Source organism: Sphingopyxis sp. MC1, from assembly GCF_000371385.1.
GTDB classification, from domain to species: Bacteria; Pseudomonadota; Alphaproteobacteria; order Sphingomonadales; family Sphingomonadaceae; genus Sphingopyxis; species Sphingopyxis terrae.
This window is the reverse complement of sequence record NZ_AOUN01000016.1, coordinates 23,116-47,042: the sequence shown is the minus strand read 5'-3', so window position 1 is coordinate 47,042 and position 23,927 is coordinate 23,116. Positions and strand designations below refer to the sequence as shown.

The 23,927-nt window shown below is 65.6% G+C and carries 24 protein-coding genes and 1 other RNA gene; 7 read left to right on the top strand and 18 right to left on the bottom strand.

All coding sequences use genetic code 11. The features are described from left to right. Nucleotides 1–45 precede the first annotated feature (45 nt). From EBMC1_RS15205 to dapA, 4 genes are all read right to left on the bottom strand, one after another. Nucleotides 46–2,106 (bottom strand): M13 family metallopeptidase, encoded by a 2,061-nt coding sequence (locus EBMC1_RS15205; RefSeq protein ID WP_156001377.1) that lies wholly within the window; start codon nt 2,104–2,106, stop codon nt 46–48. 96 nt (nt 2,107–2,202) lie between these two features. After that, nucleotides 2,203–2,817 (bottom strand): DUF2062 domain-containing protein, encoded by a 615-nt coding sequence (locus tag EBMC1_RS15200; RefSeq protein WP_003050300.1) that lies wholly within the window; start codon nt 2,815–2,817, stop codon nt 2,203–2,205. Continuing rightward, nucleotides 2,814–3,299 carry an SsrA-binding protein SmpB gene (smpB, locus tag EBMC1_RS15195; protein WP_003050298.1) on the bottom strand — a complete coding sequence of 162 codons (486 nt, stop codon included), beginning with the start codon at nt 3,297–3,299 and terminating at the stop codon, nt 2,814–2,816. Before smpB ends, EBMC1_RS15200 begins: the two co-directional genes overlap by 4 nt. A 20-nt stretch (nt 3,300–3,319) precedes the next feature. Beyond that, nucleotides 3,320–4,195, bottom strand: coding sequence for a 4-hydroxy-tetrahydrodipicolinate synthase (dapA, locus tag EBMC1_RS15190; protein WP_003050293.1), 876 nt, complete (start codon nt 4,193–4,195; stop codon nt 3,320–3,322). A gap of 101 nt (nt 4,196–4,296) precedes the next feature. Between dapA and EBMC1_RS15185 the strand changes: the two genes are divergently transcribed. The 3 genes from EBMC1_RS15185 (at nt 4,297) to EBMC1_RS15175 (ending at nt 7,539) form a co-directional block, all read left to right on the top strand. Further along, nucleotides 4,297–6,330 carry a lytic transglycosylase domain-containing protein gene (locus EBMC1_RS15185; protein WP_003050290.1) on the top strand — a complete coding sequence of 678 codons (2,034 nt, stop codon included), beginning with the start codon at nt 4,297–4,299 and terminating at the stop codon, nt 6,328–6,330. A gap of 7 nt (nt 6,331–6,337) precedes the next feature. Then, a complete protein-coding gene (gene greB, locus EBMC1_RS15180) occupies nt 6,338–6,820 on the top strand; it encodes a transcription elongation factor GreB (RefSeq protein ID WP_003050287.1) in 483 nt (160 codons plus the stop codon). Between the two features lie 89 nt (nt 6,821–6,909). Then, nucleotides 6,910–7,539 (top strand): hypothetical protein, encoded by a 630-nt coding sequence (locus EBMC1_RS15175; RefSeq protein WP_003050284.1) that lies wholly within the window; start codon nt 6,910–6,912, stop codon nt 7,537–7,539. Here EBMC1_RS15175 and EBMC1_RS18710 read toward each other — a convergent pair whose 3' ends face one another. The 9 genes from EBMC1_RS18710 to EBMC1_RS15140 all read right to left on the bottom strand — a co-directional run bounded on the left by EBMC1_RS18710 (nt 7,540) and on the right by EBMC1_RS15140 (nt 15,427). Continuing rightward, nucleotides 7,540–7,701, bottom strand: coding sequence for a hypothetical protein (locus tag EBMC1_RS18710; protein ID WP_165760533.1), 162 nt, complete (start codon nt 7,699–7,701; stop codon nt 7,540–7,542). Between the two features lie 86 nt (nt 7,702–7,787). Then, nucleotides 7,788–8,172, bottom strand: an RNA gene (gene rnpB, locus EBMC1_RS17975) — RNase P RNA component class A. 531 nt (nt 8,173–8,703) lie between these two features. Further along, on the bottom strand, nt 8,704–9,393 hold the full coding sequence (locus tag EBMC1_RS15170; protein WP_003050281.1) for an N-acetylmuramoyl-L-alanine amidase: 690 nt from the start codon (nt 9,391–9,393) through the stop codon (nt 8,704–8,706). Between the two features lie 66 nt (nt 9,394–9,459). Further along, nucleotides 9,460–10,317 carry a CheR family methyltransferase gene (locus EBMC1_RS15165; RefSeq protein ID WP_120649319.1) on the bottom strand — a complete coding sequence of 286 codons (858 nt, stop codon included), beginning with the start codon at nt 10,315–10,317 and terminating at the stop codon, nt 9,460–9,462. Further along, complete coding sequence (gene cheB / locus EBMC1_RS15160) at nt 10,314–11,429, bottom strand: chemotaxis-specific protein-glutamate methyltransferase CheB (RefSeq protein WP_003050274.1); 1,116 nt, start codon at nt 11,427–11,429, stop codon at nt 10,314–10,316. Before cheB ends, EBMC1_RS15165 begins: the two co-directional genes overlap by 4 nt. A gap of 8 nt (nt 11,430–11,437) precedes the next feature. Next, on the bottom strand, nt 11,438–11,812 hold the full coding sequence (locus tag EBMC1_RS15155; protein ID WP_003050271.1) for a response regulator: 375 nt from the start codon (nt 11,810–11,812) through the stop codon (nt 11,438–11,440). A 71-nt stretch (nt 11,813–11,883) separates the two neighbouring features. Beyond that, nucleotides 11,884–12,321 (bottom strand): chemotaxis protein CheW, encoded by a 438-nt coding sequence (locus tag EBMC1_RS15150; protein ID WP_120649320.1) that lies wholly within the window; start codon nt 12,319–12,321, stop codon nt 11,884–11,886. Then, entirely contained in the window at nt 12,318–14,720 is a 2,403-nt protein-coding gene (locus EBMC1_RS15145) for a chemotaxis protein CheA (protein ID WP_003050266.1), read from the bottom strand. Before EBMC1_RS15145 ends, EBMC1_RS15150 begins: the two co-directional genes overlap by 4 nt. Nucleotides 14,721–14,782: 62 nt before the next feature. Then, nucleotides 14,783–15,427 carry a histidine phosphotransferase family protein gene (locus tag EBMC1_RS15140; RefSeq protein WP_003050265.1) on the bottom strand — a complete coding sequence of 215 codons (645 nt, stop codon included), beginning with the start codon at nt 15,425–15,427 and terminating at the stop codon, nt 14,783–14,785. Nucleotides 15,428–15,546: 119 nt separating this feature from the next. Here EBMC1_RS15140 and EBMC1_RS15135 point away from each other — a divergent pair, with 119 nt between their 5' ends. The 3 genes from EBMC1_RS15135 to mtgA all read left to right on the top strand — a co-directional run bounded on the left by EBMC1_RS15135 (nt 15,547) and on the right by mtgA (nt 18,289). Continuing rightward, nucleotides 15,547–16,503 carry an RluA family pseudouridine synthase gene (locus EBMC1_RS15135; protein ID WP_003050261.1) on the top strand — a complete coding sequence of 319 codons (957 nt, stop codon included), beginning with the start codon at nt 15,547–15,549 and terminating at the stop codon, nt 16,501–16,503. A gap of 78 nt (nt 16,504–16,581) precedes the next feature. Beyond that, nucleotides 16,582–17,484 (top strand): RNA polymerase sigma factor RpoH, encoded by a 903-nt coding sequence (gene rpoH / locus EBMC1_RS15130; RefSeq protein WP_003050258.1) that lies wholly within the window; start codon nt 16,582–16,584, stop codon nt 17,482–17,484. A 97-nt stretch (nt 17,485–17,581) separates the two neighbouring features. Next, on the top strand, nt 17,582–18,289 hold the full coding sequence (gene mtgA, locus EBMC1_RS15125) for a monofunctional biosynthetic peptidoglycan transglycosylase (RefSeq protein WP_040590579.1): 708 nt from the start codon (nt 17,582–17,584) through the stop codon (nt 18,287–18,289). Nucleotides 18,290–18,328: 39 nt separating this feature from the next. Here mtgA and EBMC1_RS15120 read toward each other — a convergent pair whose 3' ends face one another. The 5 genes from EBMC1_RS15120 to EBMC1_RS15100 form a co-directional block, all read right to left on the bottom strand. Then, nucleotides 18,329–18,853, bottom strand: a complete 525-nt coding sequence (locus tag EBMC1_RS15120; protein WP_003050253.1) for a tetratricopeptide repeat protein — start codon at nt 18,851–18,853, stop codon at nt 18,329–18,331. Nucleotides 18,854–18,885: 32 nt separating this feature from the next. Next, the gene (locus tag EBMC1_RS15115; protein WP_003050251.1) at nt 18,886–20,076 is read right to left on the bottom strand and encodes an RsmB/NOP family class I SAM-dependent RNA methyltransferase; all 1,191 of its coding nucleotides are present in this window, start codon (nt 20,074–20,076) and stop codon (nt 18,886–18,888) included. Nucleotides 20,077–20,085: 9 nt separating this feature from the next. Next, nucleotides 20,086–21,543 carry an IMP dehydrogenase gene (gene guaB, locus EBMC1_RS15110; protein WP_003050249.1) on the bottom strand — a complete coding sequence of 486 codons (1,458 nt, stop codon included), beginning with the start codon at nt 21,541–21,543 and terminating at the stop codon, nt 20,086–20,088. 194 nt (nt 21,544–21,737) lie between these two features. Next, nucleotides 21,738–22,040, bottom strand: a complete 303-nt coding sequence (locus tag EBMC1_RS15105) for a hypothetical protein (RefSeq protein WP_003050246.1) — start codon at nt 22,038–22,040, stop codon at nt 21,738–21,740. 77 nt (nt 22,041–22,117) lie between these two features. After that, nucleotides 22,118–22,504 carry a hypothetical protein gene (locus tag EBMC1_RS15100; RefSeq protein WP_003050243.1) on the bottom strand — a complete coding sequence of 129 codons (387 nt, stop codon included), beginning with the start codon at nt 22,502–22,504 and terminating at the stop codon, nt 22,118–22,120. Between the two features lie 51 nt (nt 22,505–22,555). Between EBMC1_RS15100 and EBMC1_RS15095 the strand changes: the two genes are divergently transcribed. After that, a complete protein-coding gene (locus EBMC1_RS15095; RefSeq protein WP_003050241.1) occupies nt 22,556–23,797 on the top strand; it encodes an MFS transporter in 1,242 nt (413 codons plus the stop codon). The last annotated feature ends 130 nt before the right edge of the window (nt 23,798–23,927 follow it).

The following is a 23,927-nucleotide window of genomic DNA, read 5'->3' as shown; positions in this document are numbered from 1 at the left end:
AAGGCAGGCTCTGCGCGGTCAATTCACACTTTCCCAGTCAGCGCATCACCAGATGCGAACACGATCCTTCGGATCCAGATAGAGCTTCTGGCCCGGCTTAACCTGATAGGCCTTATACCAAGGGTCAAGATTGCGCGAGACCCAAGTCCGCTGGATCGAGGGCGAATGCGGATCGGTCGAAATGCGCTGCGACAGATTCTGTTCGCGATAGTTGCGCCGCCATACCTGCGCCCAGCCGAGGAAGAAGCGCTGGTCGCCGGTCAGCCCGTCGATCACCGGCGCCTCCTTGCCGCCCAGCGACGCCTTGTACGCGTCATAGGCGATGTTGAGGCCGGCGAGATCGCCGATATTCTCACCCAGCGTGAAGGTGCCGTCGAGATGCTCGCCCGGCAGCACTTCATAGGCGTCATATTGCGCGACGAGCGCCTTGCTCGCCGCTTCGAACGCCTTCACATCCTCGGGCGTCCACCAGTCGGCGAGCTTGCCGGTTTCGTCATATTTCGAACCCTGGTCGTCGAAATGGTGGCTGATCTCATGGCCGATCACCGCGCCGATGCCGCCATAGTTGATTGCCGGGTCGGCCTTCGGATCGAAGAAGGGCGGCTGCAGGATTGCGGCCGGGAAGACGATCTCGTTCATCCCGAAATTGGCATAGGCATTGACCGTCATCGGGGTCATGCCCCATTCCCAGCGCCGGATCGGACCACCGAGACGGCTGATATTGTCGTCATGTTGCCACTGGTTGGCGCGCAGCGCGTTGCCGAACAAGTCGTCGGCCCGGATTTCCAGCGACCCATAATCCTTCCAGCGATCAGGATAGCCGATCTTGGTGGTGAAATTGGCCAGCTTCTTCTTCGCCTTCACCTTGGTTTCGGGCTGCATCCACGCAAGATTGTCGATGCGGTGGCCGAGCGCCGCGATGACATTCTTGACCAGCTTGTCCATTTCCGCCTTGGTTTCGGGCGGGAAATATTTCGCGACATAATCCTTGCCGACCGCTTCACCCAGATTGCCGGTCGTGAAATCGACCGCGCGCTTCCAGCGCTCCTGCATCTGCGGCGTTCCCGACAGCGCGGTGCCATAGAAGGAGAAGGCTTCCTGCGCGACCGCATCGGGCAGCACGTCCGAAAAGCCGTCGAGGCTGCGGACGAGCAGCGCGTCGCGCAGCACGCCGATCGGCGCGTCGGCAATCAGCTTCGCCTCGCCGGTGAAAGCGCTCGGCTGCGACACGAGCAGCGCGTCTTCCTTGACGCCGATGCCGCGAACAAAGGTCGTCCAGTCGAAGCCCGGCGCCGCCTTTTCCAGTTCGGCAAGCGTCATCTTGTTATAGACCTTGGTCGCGTCGCTGCTGTCATTCTTGTCCCAATGGACCGTCGCGATCTGCTTTTCGAAGGCATAGATGGCCTGCGCCCGCGCCGCGGCGTCCTGTTCACCCGCCAGCGTCAGGACATTTTCCAGATGCTTGAGGTAGGCCGCCTGCAGCTTGGCGTTGCGCTCATTGTCTTTCAGGTAGAAGTCGCGATCGGGCATACCGAGGCCGCCCTGGAACATCGTGTAGATGTAGACGTCGGGATTCTTGTCGTCCTGCCCGACATAGCCGCCGAAGAAATGCGAGACGCCGTTGCGGTCGGCTTCGGCGAGCAACGCGGCGAGGCCCGGTTTGTCGACGGCGCGGATCTTCGCAAGCCACGGCTGGATCGGGGCAAGCCCCTTCGCCTCGACCGACGCCGAATCGAGATAGGAGGCATAGGCGCGTCCGATCATGCTGTTCGGATCGCCCTTCGCCGCCTCGAGAATCTCCTGCGTGCGTTTTTGCGACAGGTCGGCGAGCGCGGTGAACATGCCATAGTTGGACTTGTCCGCCGGGATCGCGGTGTTCTTGGCCCAGGTGCCATTGGCATAGGCGTAGAAATCGTTGCCGGGCAGTACGCTCTTGTCCATACCGGTCGTGTCGAAGCCGAAGTCGCCGATTTCGGGCTTGTCGGCCTTGGCCGAGGCGGCAGCCTGTTCCTTGGCCGAAACCGAAACCGCCGGCGCCATGCCGAACAGCATCGCGCCCAGCGCGGCGGTCGCCATCAGGCGCGAAGAATGCGTCATACGTGTCATGATTATCCCCAGGTTGACGGGCAGGACATGATCCTCCGCGCCATGGACGGCGCGGATCCTGCGATGGAGACAGCTATAAAAGCTGACGGCGGGCGATCAACCGGCCGCCGTGTCGCTCGTCGATGACTCAAGTCGTTGGTCGCGCGCGCGGCGCAATTTGCGCCGCCAGCGCAGGCGGATCCAATTGTCCCAGATCACCGCCGCGAGCAGGAAGCCGACCACCGCGGTGACGACCGAGATCACGAAGAGACCCGCGATCAGAGCCGGCGCGGCGTCGGACAACAGCCAGCGCGCCCATTCGCCGACCGATGCGCCCTTGTCGATCATGATCGAGAAGGTTGCGACATTGGCATGCAGCCCGAACAGATCATTGCCGAGCCATACCGCCGCGGCGATCAGCAGCGGCGTCGTTGCAGGGTTGGACAGGAAGGTCATCGCGACGCCGATCGGGATATTGGCGCGGAAAGGCAGCGCAAGCAGCGCCACGCCCAGTATCTGCGCGCCGGGAATCAGGAAAAAGATGCCGACGAACAGGCCGAGCGCGGTGCCGCGGCGCACAGAGGTGCGGGTGAAGCGCCACAAATGGCTATGCGCGACGCGATGGGCAAAGGGCTTGACGAACCGGCTTTCGAGCAGCTCCTCACGCGACGGCGAGTGGCGCTTGATCCAGTTCATCACCGCCGCCTTGTCGCGCGGCTTCCCCCCGCTCATCCCCGTTCCTTCATCAATCGCTGCTTGTCGCGCTTCCAGTCGCGTTCCTTGATCGACTCGCGTTTGTCGTGCGCCTTCTTGCCCTTGGCGAGCGCGAGTTCGACCTTCGCGCGCCCGCGTCCGTTGAAATATACGCTCAAGGGCACCAGCGTCATCCCTTGCCGGGCCACCGCCGCGTGCAATTTATTGATCTCGCGCGTGTTGAGCAGCAGCTTGCGGGGCCGGCGCGGCTCGTGATTGAAGCGGTTTCCGTGGCTGAATTCGGGGATGTTGGCGTTGATCAGCCACACCTCGCCGCCCGCGACTTCGGCATAGCTTTCGGCGATCGTCCCCTCGCCGAAGCGCAGCGATTTCACCTCGGTGCCCTGCAGCGCGATCCCCGCCTCGAACACCTGGTCGATGGCATAGTCGAAGCGCGCCCGCCGGTTTTCGGCAACGACCTTCTTCTTGTCGAATTCTGGGGCGGATTGCGGACGGGCCATGAATGAAGAAAACCTGAAACCTAGAGAACGCCCGCCGAAACCAGTGCGGCATCGACGGCGGCGCGCGATGCAGCGGACGCCGGAATGATAGGTAGGCGCACATCGGGCGAAAACCAGTCGTGCACCCGCGACAGCGCATATTTGACCGGCGCCGGTGACGCGTCGGTGAACATCGCCTTGTGCAGCGGAAACAGCCGGTCGTGCAGGACCAGCGCGCGCGCCCAGTCGCCCGCGGCGCAGGCGGCGGCGAAATCGGCGCACAGGCGCGGCGCGACATTGGCGCTGACCGAAATGCAGCCCGCCCCGCCCAGAACGGCGTGCGGCAACCACAAGTCGTCGTTGCCGCTGAGCTGGCAAAAATCGGCGCCCGCCCCTGCGCGGTGCATCGTCACGCGCGCAAGATCGCCGCTCGCGTCCTTGGTCGCGACGACCGTCGGAATTTCGGCAAGCTTGCACATGGTTTCGGCGCTGATGTCGGCGACGGTGCGGCCGGGGACGTTGTAGACGACGATCGGCAGATCGCTCGCGTCGGCGAGCGCCCTGAAATGGGCGAGCATGCCTTCCTGCGTCGGCCGGTTGTAATAGGGCGCGACGATCAGCGCGGCGCTCGCCCCAGCGGCCTGCGCATGACGCATGTGGCGGATCGCGGTGGCGGTGTCGTTCGACCCGCAGCCAGCGATTACCGGCACCCGTCCCGCCGCCGCCTCGATGCACGCGTCGATGATGCGATAATGTTCGTCGAAGCTCAGCGTCGGGCTCTCGCCGGTGGTGCCGCACGGCACAAGCGCGCTCGTCCCCTCTTTGATCTGCCAGTCGACGAGGCGGGCAAAGGCCTGCATATCCAACGCACCGTCGCGAAATGGCGTCACCAAAGCGGGAATCGACCCCGAGAACATGCTCCGCTCCTTTACAAAAAGCCGCTTTCACCGATAGAATCCGGTCAGCGCGCCGCGTCATGAACGCCTATTCAGCGCCCTGCAAGGAGTTTGCCACTAACATGGCCGGCATGTTTTCGCTGCCCCCAATTTCCCGCCTCGCGCTCGCCGCAGCGCTGCTTGTCCCATCGGTCGCCACCGCGAGCGAACTGACGCCCGATCAGATGGCGTGGTATCGCGCCCAGATGGGGCTCGCGTCGGTCTCGACCTCGCCGCCGAGCGCGACCAACACCGTCGGCGATGCGGTGCTCGAATGGCGGCGACTGACGCAGGACCAGACTGCGTCGTTCGACCGGCTTTCGCGGTTCCTGATGGCCAATCGCGACTGGCCCGATGCCGACAAGATGCGCGTCCGCGCCGAAAAGGCGATCGCGATCGACAGCTTCGATCCTGCGCGTACCCTCGCCTATTTCCAGGCTTTTCCGCCGCGCACTGCGAGCGGCGAACTGCGCATGGCGCTGGCGCTCAATGCGTCGGGCCGCCGCGACGAAGCCTATGCCGCGGTGCGCCGGGCCTGGACCGGCGGCACGCTCGATGAAGCAGAGGTCAGCCGGGTGCTGAGCCTCTTCCCCGGCGCGATCTCGCTCGCCGATCATGATGCCCGCATGGACAAGCTGCTATGGCTGGGCGCGACCGGCCCCGCCTCGCGCCAACTCGCCTTCACCTCGCCCGACCGGCGGCCGATCTTCGCGGCGCGGCTGGCGATGCGCAGCGGCGCGGTCGACGCCGCGATGCAGGCGTCGGCGATCGAAGCGCAATATCCGTCGCTGACCCGCACCGACCCCGGCTATATTGCCGACAAGGCGACGTGGCTGCGCAAGGCGGGCCGCGTCGGCGAAGCGCGCGCGCTGCTCGCGGGGCCGCGCAATCTGGCCTCGGCACCCACCGATGCCGAGGAATGGCTCGAAACCCTGCTCACCAATGCGCGTCAGGCCGATGCCGCGGGCGACAAGACGACCGCCTATAATATCGCGCGGCAGCTTGATGACGCGCTGCCGTCGGGGACGGTCGTGCGCGAACAGCCGCTCGGCGTGCGCGACGATTATACCTCGCTGGCATGGCTCGCAGGCCAGCTCGCCTACAAGAGCCTTGGCCGGCCGGGCGAAGCGGTGCGACTGTTCCGCGCTTATGGCGAAGCCGCACGCTCGGCGCAGACGCGCACCAAGGGCTTTTACTGGGCCGGCCGCGCCGCGCTCGCAGCGGGCGACACGGCTGCGGCCAACGCGCATTTCGCCGACGCTGCCGAACATTATGACCAGTTTTACGGCCAGCTCTCGCTCGAACGGCTTGGCCGTCGCCAGCCCAAGCCGGCGCCCGTCCCGACGATCCGGGTCAGCGCATCAGAGCGCGAGGCGTTCGATGACGACCGGCTGGTGCGCGCCGCGCGCGCGCTGGGCGAGATCGGCGCCTGGCGTGAACAGTCGCTGTTCCTCCGCGCGCTGGCGCAGCGCGCGACGACGCCGACCGACCATGTTCTGGCGGGCCAGCTCGCCGCGTCGATCGGCCGTCCCGACCTTGGCGTCATGATCGGCCGCAGCGCGCAGGCGAACAGCCTCGACGCGGTCGAGGTTTCGGGCTTCCCCACGGTGCGTGTCCCGGCGGGGCAGGAAAGCAACTGGACCTTCATCCACGCGATCACCCGTCAGGAAAGCCAGTTCGACCGCCAGGCGATCAGTCACGCCGGCGCGCGCGGGATGATGCAGCTGATGCCGGGAACCGCGCGCGAAGTCGCAAATAAGCTCGGCCTTGGTTATGACGCGAGCTCGCTGACCAGCGACACCAATTATAATATGACATTGGGATCGACCTATTTTCAGCAGATGCTCAGCTATTTCGGCGGCAGCTATCCGCTCGCGGTCGCGGCCTATAACGCCGGTCCCGGCAATGTGAACAAGTGGCTGCGCGCCAATGGCGATCCGCGATCGGGCACGGTCGACATGATCGACTGGATCGAGGCGATTCCGATCTTCGAAACGCGCAACTATGTGCAGCGCGTGCTCGAAAATGCGGTCGTCTACGACACGCTGCGCGACGGCGACCGGTCGCTGCCCAATGCACCGCTGAGCTTCTATCTCGGCAAGCGTACACCCGGCTGATCGGTCGATGGCGGGGGACAAGACCAATATCATCAGCCCGTCGGGCTTCGCCGCGCTGCGCGCCGAATATGATCTGCTGTTCGCAACCGAACGTCCCAAGCTCGTCGAAACGATCAGCTGGGCCGCCGGCAACGGCGACCGCAGCGAGAATGGCGACTATATCTACGGCCGCAAACGGTTGCGCGAGATCGACCGGCGGCTGTCCTTCCTCGCGCGCCGAATGAAGGCAGCGCGCGTCATCGATCCCGCGGAACAGCCCGACAAAGGCCGCATCTGGTTCGGCGCCACGGTCGAACTCGCGGACGAGGAGGATGCGCGCCGCACCGTCACGCTGGTCGGCGACGATGAGGCGGATGCGGGCGCCGGCCGGATCGGCTGGAACAGTCCGCTCGCCCGGGCGCTGCGCGGCGCCGCAACCGGCGATTTGCGCACAGTCCAACTCCCCGCCGGGCCCAAGGAATGGGAAATCGTCGCCATCGCCTATCCGTAATCGCGGCTCCCGCCGTCTGTGCGCCAGATCACAGCGACACGCGAAAGATCGTGCGAGGATATCCGATCGTCACGCAAGGAGATGGGTCGATGCGGGGAATTATCGTCGTTGCATTGTCGCTGGCGGCAAATGGTACCCAGGCGATGCAGCCGCCGGGCGATGCACAGATCAAGGCTGACCTAAGCCGCGGCGAAGAGCTTGAAACGCGCATCGCGGGCGACCTGAATAGCGATGGCGTCGACGACATCGCCTATATCGTTCGCGGTGACGACAAAAGGACATTGCGCGTTCGCCTGGCCGACAAGGGCAAGATCGATTTCGGCCATGCGCCGCTGGGCATGCTCGACCTCGACGCCTATCCGCTCGGCGCGGCGGAGATGTTGGTCGCGAAGGGCGTTCTGGTGGTCAAGGACCTGACCGGCGGAACGACCGCGACGATGGCGACCTATCGCTTTCGGCTCGACCCAGAGGCTGGGCGGATGAAGCTCATCGGCCTTGATGCGACGATGTATAGCCGCACCTTCGCGCACGACGGCAGCGAACTGAGCTGGAATCTGCTGACCGGCGACGTCATCACCTCCACGCTCAAGCTAAGCGGGTCAGGCGAAAATGCATCCTATCAAAAAACGGGACTCAAGCGTTTTCGCCGCCCGATCCGCGTCTATTGGATGGAAGACGCGCCCATCGGCGACGATGCGTTCGGCGCGGCGGCGAAATGACTATTGCCCCTGCCCCATCAGCGCCGGGATAATCCACACTACCGACAGCACGATTACCGCCAGAAACAGCGAAATCGCAAGGACATAGCGCACGCCGTGACCTTTGACGCCGCTGCTGGCTTCTTCGTCGGTCACTTCGACATGGTCGTCGACGACTTTCATGGTTCGTCTCCCTTCAGGCTGTCTGCATCCAACGCGGGGCTGGACAGCGCGGTTCCCGCGCGCGGGGCGCGCGGGGATGGGAGAGTGAAGCCAGAGGGTCTGTAAGCCGGGTTCTGTCCACCCCGTTGCCGGGGATGGGCGATCATTCCTCTAGGCGGCCGGTTGCCCGGACGCTCAAGCAGTCAACCCGGACGGCGGGGCCGGAACCAGCCCTGAGTCACCTCGTGCCATCCCTATTCGACCTTGCTCCCGGTGGGGTTTGCCGTGCCGCGTCCGTTACCGTCCGCGCGGTGCGCTCTTACCGCACCCTTTCACCTTTCGCCGGGCCGAAGCCGTTGGCGGTCTGCTCTCTGTGGCACTTTCCCTTGCTCCGGTTGCCCGAAGCCGCCGGACGTTATCCGGCACCGTGGTTTCCGTGGAGCCCGGACTTTCCTCCCCCGCTTGCGCGGCGGCGATCGCCCGACCCTCTGGCCTTATGCGGTTATAGCGCGAACGAGCGCCGATTGCGAGCGATTGCGCGAGCGGCGGAAGTGGGGTGGGGAGCGGACCTACTGGACAAGGCCCCGGCTAAACTAAGTTTGTACCACATTTCGTACATGCACGTGGAAGCGGCAGGCTCACGCCGCCATATTCCTTACCCCAAAACCGAGTCCAAAATCGCTCGTCCCGCCGAAACCTCTCGTCAGCCTCGTAATCGGTGAACACGGGCCAGCCGCAGTTGCCGCACTTGGTGGAGAAAACCCACGCACTGGGTATGAACGCGGCGAATCCGATCGCCGATGGCCAAAAATGACCCAATGGCCATCCCACTAGACAGGAAAAAACGAAGAGTATGCAAGTGGCGGCTGCGACCCATTGCCAACGACGCGCGATCTGCAAGCGCTTTGAAACCGGCCGGTACTGCCCGATCATTTAAAATTCCCCGTCAAGTAGTTAGTCGCAGATAGCCTATAGCGAGCAATAGGCGTCCGCAATCGGTCGTTTCCGGTCACTCCTAGCCGATCAATCACCCTCGGGCTGCGGCAGCAGCAGCGCGAGCAGGATCGCGCGGCATTCGCCGTCGATCGTCCCGTCGATCAGTTCGGGGCGGAAACGGCGCTGGAATGCGACGGTCGCGGCAAAGCCGTCGGTGACATCATAGCCGAAGCGTTCGAGCGCGAGCAGGAAACCGGCGTCGGTCCATAGCGGATCGGTCAGTTTCTTGGTCGGCCGCGGCAGCGCCAAGCGCCGGCGCGCCAGTTCGCCCCACGGAAAAAGCTCGCCCGGATCCTGCTTGCGCGTCGGCGCGATGTCCGAATGGCCGACGACATTGCCGCGCGTGATCGCGTGGCGGTCCTTGATCTGATGAACGAGCCGCACGACCGAGGCGACTTGCGGGTCGGGAAAGGGAACATAGCCGAATTCATGACCGGGATTGACGATCTCGATCCCGACGCTCGCCGAATTGATGTCGCTGATCCCGCGCCAGTGGGACTTGCCCGCGTGCCAAGCGCGCTTGTCATCGGGCACCATATGGGTGATCTGGCCGTCCTCGCTGACGACATAATGCGCCGACACCTTCGCCTCGGGATCGGCAAGCCGATCAAGGGCTTCGGCGCCGGTCTTCATGCCGGTATAATGCAGCACGATCATCGAGATGGGCAGCGCGCGCTCGTCGAAATTGGGTGACCAGCGTTCGATAAAGTCGCTCATGCGTGTCGCGGCCCATTCCTGCCCTGCCTTGTGTTCGCTTGCGCCAGTCGGGCGCAAATTGCAAGGTCAGGCCGCGACCGGCGCGCGCACCTGCTGGTCGGCGGGCTCGTAAAGCCCGCGCAGGCGGCGGCTCGCCACGAACTGGTCGGTCTGGCCGAGCACCGTCTCGCCCGCCCCCAGCACCAGAAAGCTTTGCGGCGCGGCGACAGAACGCAGCCGCGCGAAGGCCTTCTGCCGCATCGGCAGCGAGAAATAGAGCAACAGGTTGCGGCAAAAGATGAGATCGGCCGGGCTGGCAAGCGGCGGGCGATCGACGAGCATATTCTGCACCGAAAAGTCGATCCGGCGCCTCAGGTCGGCCTTGGCCAGCCAGCCGCCTTCGGTCTGGTCGAACCATCGCACCATGCGCTGCACCGGGAGACCGCGCTGAATCTCGAACTGACTGTACAGCCCGACGCGCGCGCGGCTGATCGCATGATAGCTGACGTCGGTGCCGACGACATCGACCTGCCATCCCGCCCATTGCTCGCCCTGCTCGGCGAGCAGCATCGCCATCGAATAGGCTTCCTGGCCGGTCGACACGCCGCAATGCCAGATCGTCACGCGCCGCTTGGCCGCATTGGTTTCGCGAATATGTTCAAGCGCGGTCTTCGCTATGTCATCGAACACACTGTGTTCGCGGTAGAAATAGGTTTCGTTGTTGAGCATCGCATCGACCGTGTCGTCGAGCAGTTGCCGGCTGGTCGAGGTGACGAGCGCGGCGACAAGCGCGTCGAGATCGGCGATGCCGTGACGCTGCATCACCGGCTTCAGCGACATTTCGATCCGCCATATCCGGTTCGGCGACAGCGTCTGGCCGGTGCGCGATTCGAGCACGCCCATCAGCACGCGATAGGCGGACTCGCTGGCGCCGCCGCCCATCATGACTTTTTGCTGCCGCCAAGATAGGCGCCGAGCATCAGCGCGATCGCGTCGGGGTTGAGCGTCGCCGCGGCAATCCCCGCCTTGGCAACGGCACCGGGCATCCCCCAGATGACGCAGCTTTCGGGCGCCTGCGCGAGGACGGTCCCGCCCGCATCCTTCAGTCGCGCCGCGCCGGTCGCCCCGTCGCGGCCCATGCCGCTCAGCACGACGGCCACACCGCCGGCGCCATAGACGTCGGCGACCGAAGCCAGCATCGGGTCGGCGGAGGGGCAACAGCCATTGTCGACCGGACGGCGATCGAGCGCAATTTCCTGCCGCCGCCCTGCATTGACGACCATCAGATGGGCATCGCCGGGGGCGAGATAGATATGGTTCGGCAATACCGGCATGCCCGCCGCCGCGACGCGGACGGTGCGCGCCGTCATCGTTGCAATCTGGCGCGCGTAAAATTCCATGAAGGCATCGGGCAGATGCTGGGTCAGCAGGATCGGCGCCGAAATCCGCGGGTCGAGATTGGCGAGGAAGTTGGTGAAGGCCGGAATGCCGCCGGTCGAGGCCGCGACCGCGATGCAGGCGAGCGGCGCCGCCGCATCGAAGGCCACCGGGGCCGGTGGCGGAATTTCGCGGCGGGCGAGCCGCGCCGCGGGCGGGATCGGCTGCCGCTGGCCGAGCGACAGGATTCGGTCGGTCAGAATCTCGGCGAAGCGACCCGAAAAGCTGCCCCGCCCCGGCTTCGCCAGCGTATCGCTCGCGCCGAGCGAGAGCGCGTCGATCGCGGCCGGGCCGCCCTCGACGCAGTTCGACGACAGGATCAGGACACGGGCGTTCACGGCGCTGCGCAGAATATGCGGCAGCGCGTCGATCCCGTTCATCCCCGGCATTTCGATATCGAGCACCACGACATCGACGGGCTCGGTCGCCAGAAAGGCCAGCGCATCATGCGCCGATGCGACCGAGGCACACACCGTCAGCCCCGGGGTACCGTCGACAATGCGCTCAAGGATGCTGCGGACGACCAGGCTGTCGTCGACCAGCATCACGCGAACCGTGCGCGCCGCCGGTATGTCGGTTTCGACCCTGGGATCAGTCAGCGAAGATTGGGGCAGCGACACGTCCGGGCTCAGGCAACGCCGACGAGTTGCAATTTCCCTTCCAGCGTCTCGCGATCGAACGGCTTCATGACATATTCGTCGGCTCCGGCCTCGATCGCGGCGCGGATATGGTCGATGCTGTTTTCGGTCGTGCAAAAGACGACGCGCGGGCGCTCCTCGATCCCGAAATCGAGATCGTTGAAGGCGCCGAGAAATTCCATCCCGCTCATCACCGGCATGTTCCAGTCGAGCAGGATCACGTCGGGCCGATTGGCGCGGCAGAAGGTCAGCGCCTCCTGCCCGTCGGCCGCTTCGTCGACCGAAAAGGACATGCTTTCAAGAATATGTCGCGCGACCTTGCGAATGACTTTGCTGTCATCGACGACCAGACAGGATTTCGACATTTATTCCTCCGACCCCGGAATTTACGCCACGTTACGGCGAAGGGGTGTCCACTATGTTAATACGGCCCGCATCACGCTGCCTTAAGCGCGGGCGGTACGATAAAATGCGACGGATCGACCACGAGCAGCGACGCGCCCTCATGCTCGATCATCGCTTCGGCGACGCGCGCCCATCCCGGCATCAACTTGCCGGCCAGGCGCGTCTCGGCCGCGTCGATGAAGCACACATCCTCGATTTCGTCGGCAAGCAGCGCGTAGCCATGTTCCGCGACATCGACGACGATCACCCGCTGCCCGCTCGCGACCGCCACCGGCGGCAGGCCGACGACGACGTGCGGGTCGATCAGCGTGAAGACGCGGCTACGCAGCGCGAACAGGCCCGCGACGTGCGGCGGCGCGCCCGGCACTTCGACCGGCGCCCCGACCGTGACCACCGAGTTGATCGAGCGCGAGCGCAGCGCGACGCGCGTGTCGGCGATGCGCGCGATCAGATACAGCTTTTCCATCATGACCGCGCTCCTCCGACCTTACGGCGCAGCGCAGCGAGCAAGCCCGCACGGTCGTAGCGATAGACGCTCGCGCCCTCGGGGCTTGCCGAAACCACTGCCGACCGCAAGCAGATGACGGGAAGATCGCCCGCATCATGGCCGCAGCCCTGTCCGCTTTCGGTCAGGCACAGCATCACATCGGCCTCCTCGCCCGCGTCGGCGGCGGTGGCGACGCGGTAGCCCGCCCCGCGCAGCAGCGGCGCCAGGAAATTCTCGCCCCACCCGTCGGCATCGCCCACGAGCCGGCACAGCGGCGCGCGGCCCGCGACAGCGGTGCGGCCGCCGGCGTGACACTCCATGATCCAGAAAGGATCGATGAGTTCGACCGGCTCGCCGCCGACCAGCACCACACCCGCGATCAGGCCCGGCGCGGACGCGGGTTCGACCACGTCGGGCAGGCGCACGATGTCGATCACTGCCGCGATCGGGTAACAGATCACGGTATCGCCATCATACAGCCGCAGCAGTTTCACCGCCGCCTCGCCGGCCGGCACCGTTGCCGCGTGGACCGGGAATATCTCGTCGCCAACCTGCACCCGAACGGCGCCGCCGCTTTCGAACAGCGCCGATTGGGGCACTTCCTCGACCCGTTCGATCACCGACAGGCGGACGCCGCGCGTGCGGCCGTCGGCCTCGCGGAACAGCAGCAATTGCGTCGCGTTGCGCGCCCGTTCGGCCTGCGCCTCGCGTTCGTCGGCGCGGTCCTGACTGCGGCCGGCTTCACCGGCATCGACGCCCGACGCCGCGAGCAGCCCCTGAACATCGAGCAACAGCACCGGCCGGCCGTTGTCGGGCAGCGTGGTGCCCGCATAAAGGCCGGTCGCCATGATCATGGGCGCGGCGGGCTTGATGACCAGTTCCTCATGGTCGTGGATCGCCGCGACGCTGAGCGCATAGCTCTGCCCCTGCCCCGGCCGGATGATGACGAGCGCGCGGTCGTCGACATCGTCGTCGTCGCCGCGCTGACGCGCCAGCACATCCTCGAGCCGCAGCAAGGGGAATTGCTCGCCGCGCACCGTTGCGATTTCGCCGCCACCGAGCCGCTCGATGCGAACACTGTCGTTCGTCTCCAGCAGGATTTCGCGCACCGACCCGCGCGGAATGGCGAAATATTGCCCTGCGGCGCGCACCATCAGCCCCGAAATGATCGTCAGCGTCATCGGAACGCGCAGCAACACCGACAGGCCGCGCCCCTCTTCATTGCGCAGTTCGACAAGGCCGCCGATCTTTTCGACATTCGCCTTGACGATGTCCATGCCGACGCCGCGGCCGGAAATTTCCGTGATTTGCGCTGCGGTCGAAAAGCCCGGACGAAAGATCAGCTCCAGTTTTTCGGCCGGCGTCAGCGTCCGTGCGTCGGCCGCCGAAAGCAGCCGGTTGGCGATCGCCTTGGCAACCAGCGCGTCGGGCGACAGGCCGCGCCCGTCGTCGCGCACCTCGATTTCGATCTGATTGCCCGACTGGCGCGCCGAAACCCTGATGGTGGCAGTAATATCCTTCCCCGCTGCGACCCGCTCGTCGAGCCCCTCGATCCCGTGATCGATGGCGTTGCGGACGATATGGATCAGCGGATCGCGGATATTCTCCATCATCTCGCGGTCGAGCTCGACCTCGCCGCCACTCGTATCGAAATGGACCTTCTTGCCCAGTTCCTGCGCCAGATCGCGCACGATGCGCGGCAGCGGCGCGAACAGCTTGTCGATACGCTGCATCCGCATCTGGCTGACCGACTGGCGCATCCCCGCGATCGAATCGGAAAGGCGGTCGAACGCGCCGATCAGTGCCGCATCGGCTCCAGACTCGCGCAGCATCCGCGCAAATTCATTGCGTGCGAGCACGATGTCGGTAACCCCCGTCATCACGCTGTCGAGCAGCGGCAGCGGCACGCGGATCGACCGCCAGCCCTGCAATTCGGTGATGATATCGTCGTCGCGCCGCATCCGGATCGCCGCCGGAACCGCGGGTGCCGCGTCCGCCTGCACCGGATCAGGCGCATCGCCCGACAGGGAGGCGATAACGTCGCCATCCTCACCCGCCGGCTCGGCGCCTTCGCTCGCCAACCGCTCGCACAGCATCGACAGTCGATCGACGATGGCGAGCACGCCGGTGACGAGCGCGGCGTCGGGCGCGCGATGACCGCGGCGAACCTGATCGAGCGCCTCTTCGGCGGCATGCGAAAGCGCGGTCACGCGCGGCAAAGCCAGAAAGCCCGAGCTTCCCTTGATCGTGTGCATCATCCGAAAGATGGAATCGAGCTGCGCCCGGTCGGCGGGATCGGCCTCCCACACGACCAGCGCCCCGCCGGCATCGGCAAGGATTTCCGACGTTTCAGCCAGAAAATCGTTCAGAAGATCGTCCATCGCGGTTCCGCTGCGCCCCAAAATCGAGGCGCAACCATGACCGACAATGGTTAAGGAGCGCTTTACCCGGCGGGCCGCAGCACCGCGCCGACGAGCAACGACGTCGGCGTTTCGCGCGCCAGCATCACGGTGCCGTTATTCTGCGCCGCCACCGCCTGAACGAGCACCGCGGGAGCGGTTCGTGAGGTCATCGCGGCCGCCGCCTCGCCTTCCGCGAGGATGCGTTCGACGTCGGCATCGACCAGGATGCGCTCGGCCTCGGCATGCAACGCGATCTCGATGTTTTCGCCCTGCCGCTCGCAGCCGATGTCGAGCCGTCCGCCGCGGACCAGCGCATCGACCAGAATCAGCGCGAGGTTGAGGATGATCTTGACCGCCGGTTTGGGCAGCGCGTCCTCGCCGATCATCCAGTTGAGCGTGATCGGGCGGTCGGCCATGATCCCTTCGATCGCGCCCTTGGCCTCGGTCGGCGGCACCGCTTCGCCGAAGCCGCCCGCCGATCCGAAGGCGAGCCGGAAGAATTTCAGCTTCGCCGCCGATGTCCGTGCGCTTTGTTCGAGCAGGTCGAGCACCCGCGCCCGCATCTCGGGGTCTTTTTCATCGGCCAGCAGCTCGAGGCCGTTGGCAAAGGCCCCGACGGGGCTCAGCAGGTCGTGACACAGGCGCGAGGCCATCATCGAGGCGAAATCGACGCGATCGTCGGTCATGGATGCAGTGGCTCCCCAAGCTCGGCAGTTTCCGGCACCGCCGCTCCTAGGGCAGCGGCCCCCTTCAGGGCAAGCGCCATCCCCTTGAATATTGCCCGAACGGGGCCACATGACGACCAATGAAGGGGGACGACGACATTCTGAACGTGGCGTTGGGCGACAGCGCGGCCGGGTTGCGGCTCGACCGCGCGCTGGCCGAGGCTTTGCCCAGCCTGTCGCGCGAGCGCGTCAAGACGCTGATCAAGGGCGGCCGCGTTACCGATGCCGGCGGGCGCATCCTGTGGGATCCCGCCGCCAAGACATCCGCACCGGCGAAGCTCGAACTGCGCCTGCCCGCCCCCGCCCCCGCGCATAATGTGGCGCAGGACATGAATCTCGTCATCGCCTATGAGGACGAGCATCTGATCGTGGTCGACAAGCCCGCAGGGATGGTCGTTCATCCTGCCGCCGGCAATCTCGACGGCACGATGGTCAACGCGCTGCTCCATCATTGCGCCGGGCAATTGTCGGGAATCGGTGGCGTCGCGCGCCCCGGCATCGTCCACCGCATCGACAAGGATACCAGCGGGCTGATCGTCGCCGCGAAACATGACAAGGCGCATGAGGGGCTGGCGAAGCAATTCGCCGCGCACAGCATCGACCGCCGCTATCTCGCGATCGCGACCGGTCGCCCGATGCCCGCCAACGGCACGGTAGAGGCCGCGCTCGGCCGGTCGAGCGTCAATCGCAAGAAGATGGCGGTGGTCGAGCCGGGCCGCGGCAAACATGCGATCACCCATTACCGGACGATCGAGCCGCTGCGAGACGCAACTTTGGTGGAATGCCGGCTGGAAACGGGCCGCACGCATCAGGTTCGCGTCCATATGGCGCATATCGGCCACCCGCTCGTCGGTGATCCGGTCTATGGGCGCGCCCGAAAGCCGCTTTCGGATCTGCTTAAAGCCCGCCATTTTGCGCGTCAGGCGTTGCATGCAGCCCATTTGGGCTTTATTCATCCGGTGACCGGTAACAGCATCGCGCTCGACAGCGAACTCCCAGCGGACATGCGGGAACTGATCGATGAACTGCGCGTTTAGGTTTCGAATGAAAATCTATTTTGACCGCGAAAGGCAATCGCGGCAGGATATTTTCAGGTTTTAGGGAAGACACTCTCCATGGCTAACAAAAGCAATGTTCCGGCAGTGGTGCCCGCGCTCGGCGGTGAGGCGAGCCTGAACCGCTATCTGGCCGAAATCCGCAAATTTCCGCTTCTGACGCCCGAGCAGGAATATATGCTCGCCAAGCGCTTTCAGGAGCATGGCGACAGCGAAGCTGCGGCGCAGCTCGTCACCTCGCACCTGCGTCTCGTCGCAAAGATCGCGATGGGCTATCGCGGCTATGGCCTGCCGGTCAGCGAGCTGATCAGCGAAGGCAATATCGGCCTGATGCAGGGCGTGAAGAAATTTGATCCCGAACGCGGCTTCCGTCTCGCCACCTATGCGATGTGGTGGATCCGCGCCTCGATTCAGGAATTCATCCTGCGCTCGTGGAGTCTTGTCAAGATGGGCACCACCGCGGCCCAGAAGAAGCTGTTCTTCAACCTGCGCCGGATGAAGAATAATCTCGAAGCGTTCGAGGACGGCGATCTCAGCCCCGAAAACGTCGCCAAGATCGCAAAGGATCTGGGCGTCACCGAGGATGAGGTGGTCAGCATGAACCGCCGCATGGCGATGGGCGGCGACACGTCGCTCAACGTGCCGATGGGCGAGGATGGCGACAGCCAGTGGCAGGATCTGCTCGGCGACGAAGGTCCGCTTCAGGACGAGCGCGTGGCCGAGGCCGAAGAACGCGACGTGCGGCACGAGCTGCTCACCGAAGCGCTCGCGACGCTCAACGAGCGCGAACGTCACATCCTGACCGAACGGCGCCTGACCGACGACCCGAAAACGCTCGAGGATCTGAGCCAGGTCTATGACGTCAGCCGCGAACGTGTCCGCCAGATCGAGGTCCGCGCCTTCGAAAAGCTGCAAAAGGCGATGCTCAAGCTTGCCGGCGAACGCCGCCTTATCGGCGCCTGAACGCTTTTCCTTGCTCCCGCCCCGGTGGGGGCGAGGTTAGCGGTTTTGTTCCCATCGCGCGCTTGCCTCAGGCGCGCGAGCGGTTAATTTGCCCGGCATGGCATCCCGATCCCGCGCAAGAAAGCGCACGCTCCCCTGGTATCTCCGGCCCTTCAAATGGCTCCTATGGTTCGCCCTAGTGTCGGCAGCGTGGGTGCTCGTCTATGCGGTGGTGCCGCCGCCCGTCACCTTCACCATGCTCGCCGACAGCAACGGCATCACCAAGGACTGGACGAGCCTTTCGGCGATCGACCGCAACATGGTCCGCGCCGCCATCGCCGCCGAGGATGGAAAATTCTGCACCCACAACGGCTTCGACACCGAAGCCATCGAAGATGCGATCGAGCGCAACGCCAAGGGCAAGCGGCTGCGCGGCGGGTCGACGATCAGCCAGCAGGCGGCAAAAAATGTCTTTCTGTGGCAGGGCAGCGGCTGGACCCGCTATCTGCGCAAGGTGCCGGAAGTGTGGTTCACTTTCCTGATCGAAACCTTCTGGAGCAAGCGGCGGATCATGGAAGTCTATCTGAACGTCGCCGAGACGGGGATCGGCACTTATGGCGTCGAAGCGGGCGCCCGGCGCTATTTCAACCATGGTGCGAACCGCCTCAGCCCGGCCGAGGCTGCGCGCATTGCCGCGATCCTGCCGCTCCCCAAAAAGCGCGAGGCAATCAGTCCGTCGGGCTTCACGCGCCGTTACGGCAATATGATCGCGGCGCGCATCGGTCAGGTCCGGCGCGATGGCCTGGACGCGTGCATCTATAAATAGGGGAGCGCAAGCGGCGCGCCGCGCCCAGTTCTGGCTGCCTTAGTTTTGGCTGGGCGTCACTGTTGCCACGACGGGTTTGGGCGTGATCGCCTCTGCCGCGACGACGCGCTTCGTGTCGCCATTGGCGATCGCCTTTTCGAGCGCCGCGACCTGCGGGCATTTATCCTTGCACAGCCGCTGGACGTCGGCGAGCTTTTCGCGCGCCAGTTCGATCGCGCCCTTGTCGGCGAGCGCTTCGCCCTGCCCCGCCAGCGCGGCGATGTCGTTGGGTTCAAGCAGCAGCGCCTCGCGATAAAGACCGATGGCCTTGCCCGGCAGGCCCTGCGCGCGCGCGACCTGCGCAAGCGCTATGATCGCCGAGCGGTTGCGCGGGTCGGCGGCAAGCGCCGATTCATAGGCGTCGATCGCGGCGTCGAGATCGCCCTTCGCCTGCGCCGCCTGGCCCTGGTTCATCAGCGCGACGGATTGGGGCAGGATATCATTGTCGGCACGCTGCGCATCGGAGGCTACAGGCAGGCTGGCCAGAACGAGACCGGCGCCAAGGGCCAGTAAACTGATGCGCATCGCATTCTCCCATCGCTTCATTTGCGGCGACGCTAACATGGCGCGGTCAGCCGTGCGAGGAAAAAGCCGTCGCATCGGTCGTGCGCCGGGGTGAACAGATAGCCCGCGCCCGCGGCGCGCGCGATGCCGTCCGGCAAATAGCCACTGTCGGCGGTCCAGCCCCGATGTCCGTCCAGAAACGCTTGCACCTGTGCCCGCCCCTCGCGCGCGATGATCGAGCAGACAGCATAAAGGAGTTTGCCGCCCGGCGCCACCAGATCGGCACCGATGGCGAGCAGGTTCGCCTGATCGGCCATATGGCGGTCGAGGCGCGCCGGCGTCAGCCGCCAGCGCAGTTCGGGGCTGCGCCGCCAGGTGCCGCTGCCCGAACAGGGTGCATCGACGAAAACATGCGTCGCCTTGCCGCACCAATCGGCCAGCATCGCCGCTTCCTTCCCCGGATCGAGCAGGCGCGTCTCGATCCGCGTTGCCCCCGCCCGCTCCGCACGGGGCGGCAATTGCTGGAGCCGCGCGCGATTGACGTCGCATGCCAATATGTCGGCGGCATCGCCGGTCAACGACGCAATAGCGAGCGCCTTGCCGCCGCCCCCGGCGCACAGGTCGACGATGCGTGCGCCCGCTTCGGCACCCAGCGCCGCCGCCGCATATTGGCTCGCCGCATCCTGCACCTCGAACGTGCCACCTTCGTAGGCGGGATGCTGGATCGCCGCGGTTTCGGGCGGCAGACGCCAGCCGTCGGGCGTGCCGTCGATGGCGGCCCCTTCGGGGAAAAGGTCGGCAAGCCCGTCGCGCGACGCCTTCAGGCGGTTGGCGCGCAAGTCGAGCGGCGCGCGTTCGAGCATCGCCGCCTCTTCCGCATCATCGATCAGCGGATCGAACAATTCGGCGAGCGCCGGCGCGGCGAGGCCGGTTTCGGCGCGCGGCTCGTCGCTGGCTATCGACGCGGGCCCGTAAGGTGATCCGTCGAACAGCGCCGCGAGCGCCGGATCGCGGTCGGCGAGCGCGAGCATCGCCGCGCGCCCCGACACCGGCACCGACCGCACCGCGCGGATCGCGTCATAGACGTGGCCGCGGATCGCGCGCCGGTCCTTCGATCCCGCATAGCGCCGTGCCCGCATAGCCTCGGCAAACAGGGCGTCGGCGGGCGCCCCGCCCTCGCGCGCCGCGGCAGCGATGGTATCGAGAATCTCGATCGCGGTCTGGACGCGCGCGGCGGGGGTCATGCGATGGCCTCAGCCCGCCGGATAATTCGGTGCCTCGCGCGTGATCGACACATCATGGACATGGCTTTCGCGCAGGCCCGCATTGGTGATGCGCACGAATTTGGCGCGCTCGCGGAAATCGGGCAGCGTGCGGCTGCCCGTATAACCCATCGCCGCCTTCACGCCGCCGACGAGCTGGTGGATGACATCTTTCGCCGCGCCCTTGAACGGTACCTGGCCTTCGATGCCTTCGGGAACCAGCTTCATCTGGTCCTTGATGTCCTGCTGGAAATAGCGGTCGGCGCTGCCGCGTGCCATCGCCCCGACGCTGCCCATGCCGCGGTAGCTCTTGTAGGTGCGTCCTTGGTAAAGGAAGGTTTCGCCCGGCGCCTCGGCCGTGCCGGCGAGCAGCGATCCGACCATGACGCTCGACGCCCCGGCCGCCAGCGCCTTGGCTATGTCGCCCGAGGTGCGCAGACCGCCGTCGGCGATGACCGGAACGCCATGTTTGGAGGCCACTTCGACACTGTCGAGGATCGCGGTGAGCTGCGGCACGCCGACCCCGGCGACGATCCGCGTCGTGCATATCGATCCCGGACCAATGCCGACCTTCACCCCGTCAGCGCCGGCGTCGATCAGCGCCCGCGTCGCTTCACCGGTCGCGACGTTGCCGGCCAGCACTTGGACCCGGTTCGACAGCTTCTTGATTTTCTCGACCGTCGCGCCAACCATCTTGCTGTGACCATGCGCGGTATCGACGACGATCAGATCGCATTCGGCATCGAGTAGCGCCTCGGCCCGTTCGACCCCGGTGTCGCCGGTGTTGGTCGCCGCGGCAACGCGCAACCGGCCGCTCTCGTCCTTGGTCGCATCGGGGAAGTTGACTGCCTTTTCCATATCCTTGACGGTGATCAGGCCGATGCAGCGATAATCCTCGTCGACGACGAGTAGCTTTTCGATGCGCCGCTGGTGGAGCAGCTTGCGCGCCTCTTCCTGACTGACGCCCGCACGGACCGTCGCCAGATTCTCCGCGGTCATCAATTCGCGCACCGGCTGGCCCGGATTATCGGCAAAGCGCACGTCGCGGTGCGTGAGGATGCCGACCAGCTTCCCGCCGGTCTCGACCACCGGAATCCCCGAAATACGGTGCTGCGCCATCAGCGCGGTGGCATAGGACAAGGGGGCGTCGGGCGTGATGGTGATGGGATTGACGATCATCCCGCTTTCAAAGCGCTTCACCTGGCGCACCGCCGCGGCCTGTTCCTCGACGGTCAGATTGCGGTGGAGGACGCCGATGCCGCCGATCTGCGCCATCAGGATCGCCATGTCGGCCTCGGTAACCGTGTCCATCGCCGACGACAGGATCGGAATGTTGAGGCTGATCTCGCTGGTCAGCCGGGTCGACAGATTGGCGTCGGAGGGCAGAATGTCCGACGGGCCCGGCACCAGCAGCACATCGTCGAAGGTCAGGCCGGTGAAGATTTCCATGGGTGCCACTTTCTGGTGCGGGCGGCGCCTGACCCCGCGGCGGCGGGCGGCACACGCGATTCGTTCGGTGGCGGCCCATGTAACCAGTCAATTCCCGGCGCGCCAGTGGGCGGCGCAGGAATATTTGCGCCGGTCAGCGGCGCGAAAAGGCGGCGGGATTGCGGCTGACAGTCCGCACCCCCGCCGCCCTACCCCTACCAGCGCCCGAGCACGAGGAAGAGCCCGCCGATAAACAGCGTCACGCCGACCGCGAACTTCAGATAGTCGGCAACGCCCAATGTGAGCTTCGCACCGTACCGGGCGCGAAAGGCCGCGACATTGGCGCGCAGATCAGGGGTTCCGGTGACGCGTCCGACCTCGAGATGACGTCCGGTCTTGAGAAAGGCGAGCGCGTGCGCGACCTCCTCTTCGGACACATCGGGATAACGGCGAAATATATCCTCGGCGCGCAGCGCGTCGGCGCCGAGCGGAGGCCCAGCGGCAATTGGTTCGGTCATGTTCAAATTCCATCGATGATCGCCCTCCGCACTGGGGGCAAGGATCGGCCGGCGCACGGCGGCGCACGGCCCGTCGATCAGATGGCGAACATAGGCGGTGCGCGCGCCGAATAGGGCGTAGCAGCAGCACTGCGCGTCCAGCCGGCGGCGACCCGGCCGAAGTCGGGCCGGAACAGTCCGACGGCGGGCAATGCTGGCGGCGCGGCGGACAGCGTGGCGGGATCGCCGCCCACCGGATGCCGGTCATCGTCGCCGGCGCGATAATGCGCGCTGAGCGTAAGGCCGCCGGCACGGACGAAAGGATGCCCGCCATCATAGGGCGCTCCCGCGATGGCGGCGGCGGTTTGATCGACCAGCCGGGCCGGGGCTGAGGCATCACGCACGAGGCCGCCCGCGCCGAGCGCAACGAGCGCCAGCCACGCCAGAAAGACGCCAACACGGCGGCGCAGGTCGGAATCGAACATCCGCATCGCCTCCATATTGCGTCTCGCGGCCGCAAAAGCTAGCGCGGAGGGGTGAACGCGCCAACGACACCCCGGGCATCCTCTCCCTTCGCGCCTTTTCGCTATCCTGCGTTCCGCGCGATCTGGATCGCCAATCTGGCGTCCAATATCGGGTCGATGATCCAATCGGTCGGCGCCGCCTGGCTGATGACCGAACTCACCGGTTCGCACCTGCTCATCGCGCTGGTGCAGGCGAGCGCGACGATCCCGATCATGCTGCTCGGCGTCTTTGCCGGGGCAATCGCCGACAATTTCGATCGCCGCCGGATCATGCTGGCGGCGCAAAGCGCGATGCTGATCGTGTCGGCGGCGCTGACCGTCACGGCCTGGATGGGGGCGCTGACGCCGCTGCTGCTGCTCGGCTTCACGCTCGCGGTCGGGTGCGGTACCGCGCTCAACGGCCCTGCATGGCAGGCATCGGTGCGATTGCAGGTCGGGCCGAAGGATCTACCACAGGCGATCACGCTCAACAGCGTCGCTTTCAACCTCGCGCGCAGCGCCGGCCCGGCGCTTGGCGGCTTGCTCATCTCGCTGACCGGCCCCGCCACCGCCTTCGGGATCAATGCGCTCAGTTATCTGGCGCTGATCGTCGTCCTGCTGCGCTGGCACCCCGAAGTCACGCCGCCGCGGCGCACCCCCATATTGGGCGCGATCGCGATCGGCATCGGCTATTGCGCCCGCTCGAGCCCGCTGCGCCGCGTGCTGACGCGCGGCTTTGCCTTCGGCATCGCCGGCGCTGCCTTTTCGGCGCTGCTGCCCTCGCTCGTCCGCGATCGGCTGCACGGAACCGAGATCATCTACGGCCTCTGCCTCGCCGCGTTCGGCGCAGGATCGATCTTCGCGGCGCTCTGGGTCGGCGAAGCCCGGAAACGCTGGGGCAGCGACCGGGTTGTCAGCATCGCGTCCTTGGTCTTTGCCGCCGCGATGGTGCCGGCGGCCACGGCGCTGACGCTGCCGCCGCTGCTGGCGACCGCCTTTGTCGCCGGGGCGGCCTGGGTTTCGACACTGACCACGCTCAACGTGGCCATGCAACTCCGCTCGCCCGAAGAGATTTTGGGCCGCTGCCTGTCGATCTATCAGGCAGTCACCTTCGGCGCGATGGCGCTTGGCGCCTGGCTGCTCGGGACGCTCGCCGATCTGACCGACCTGCCGACGGCGCTTTTTACCGCGGCCGGATGGCTGACTTTTACCGGTCTTTTGCTCCCGCTCATCGCCCCGATGCCGCGCCGCGACGACGGCCGCGTGATCCCCTGAAATTTTTTGTCCGTACCGGTACAAAAGACGCGCCGTGCCACCTTAAAGGCCGACGCCGGCGCCCGTTAAAGCGGGTATGACCACACATGCTACATCATCGAACGAGCCGGTAGGGCGGCTCCTTGGTTGG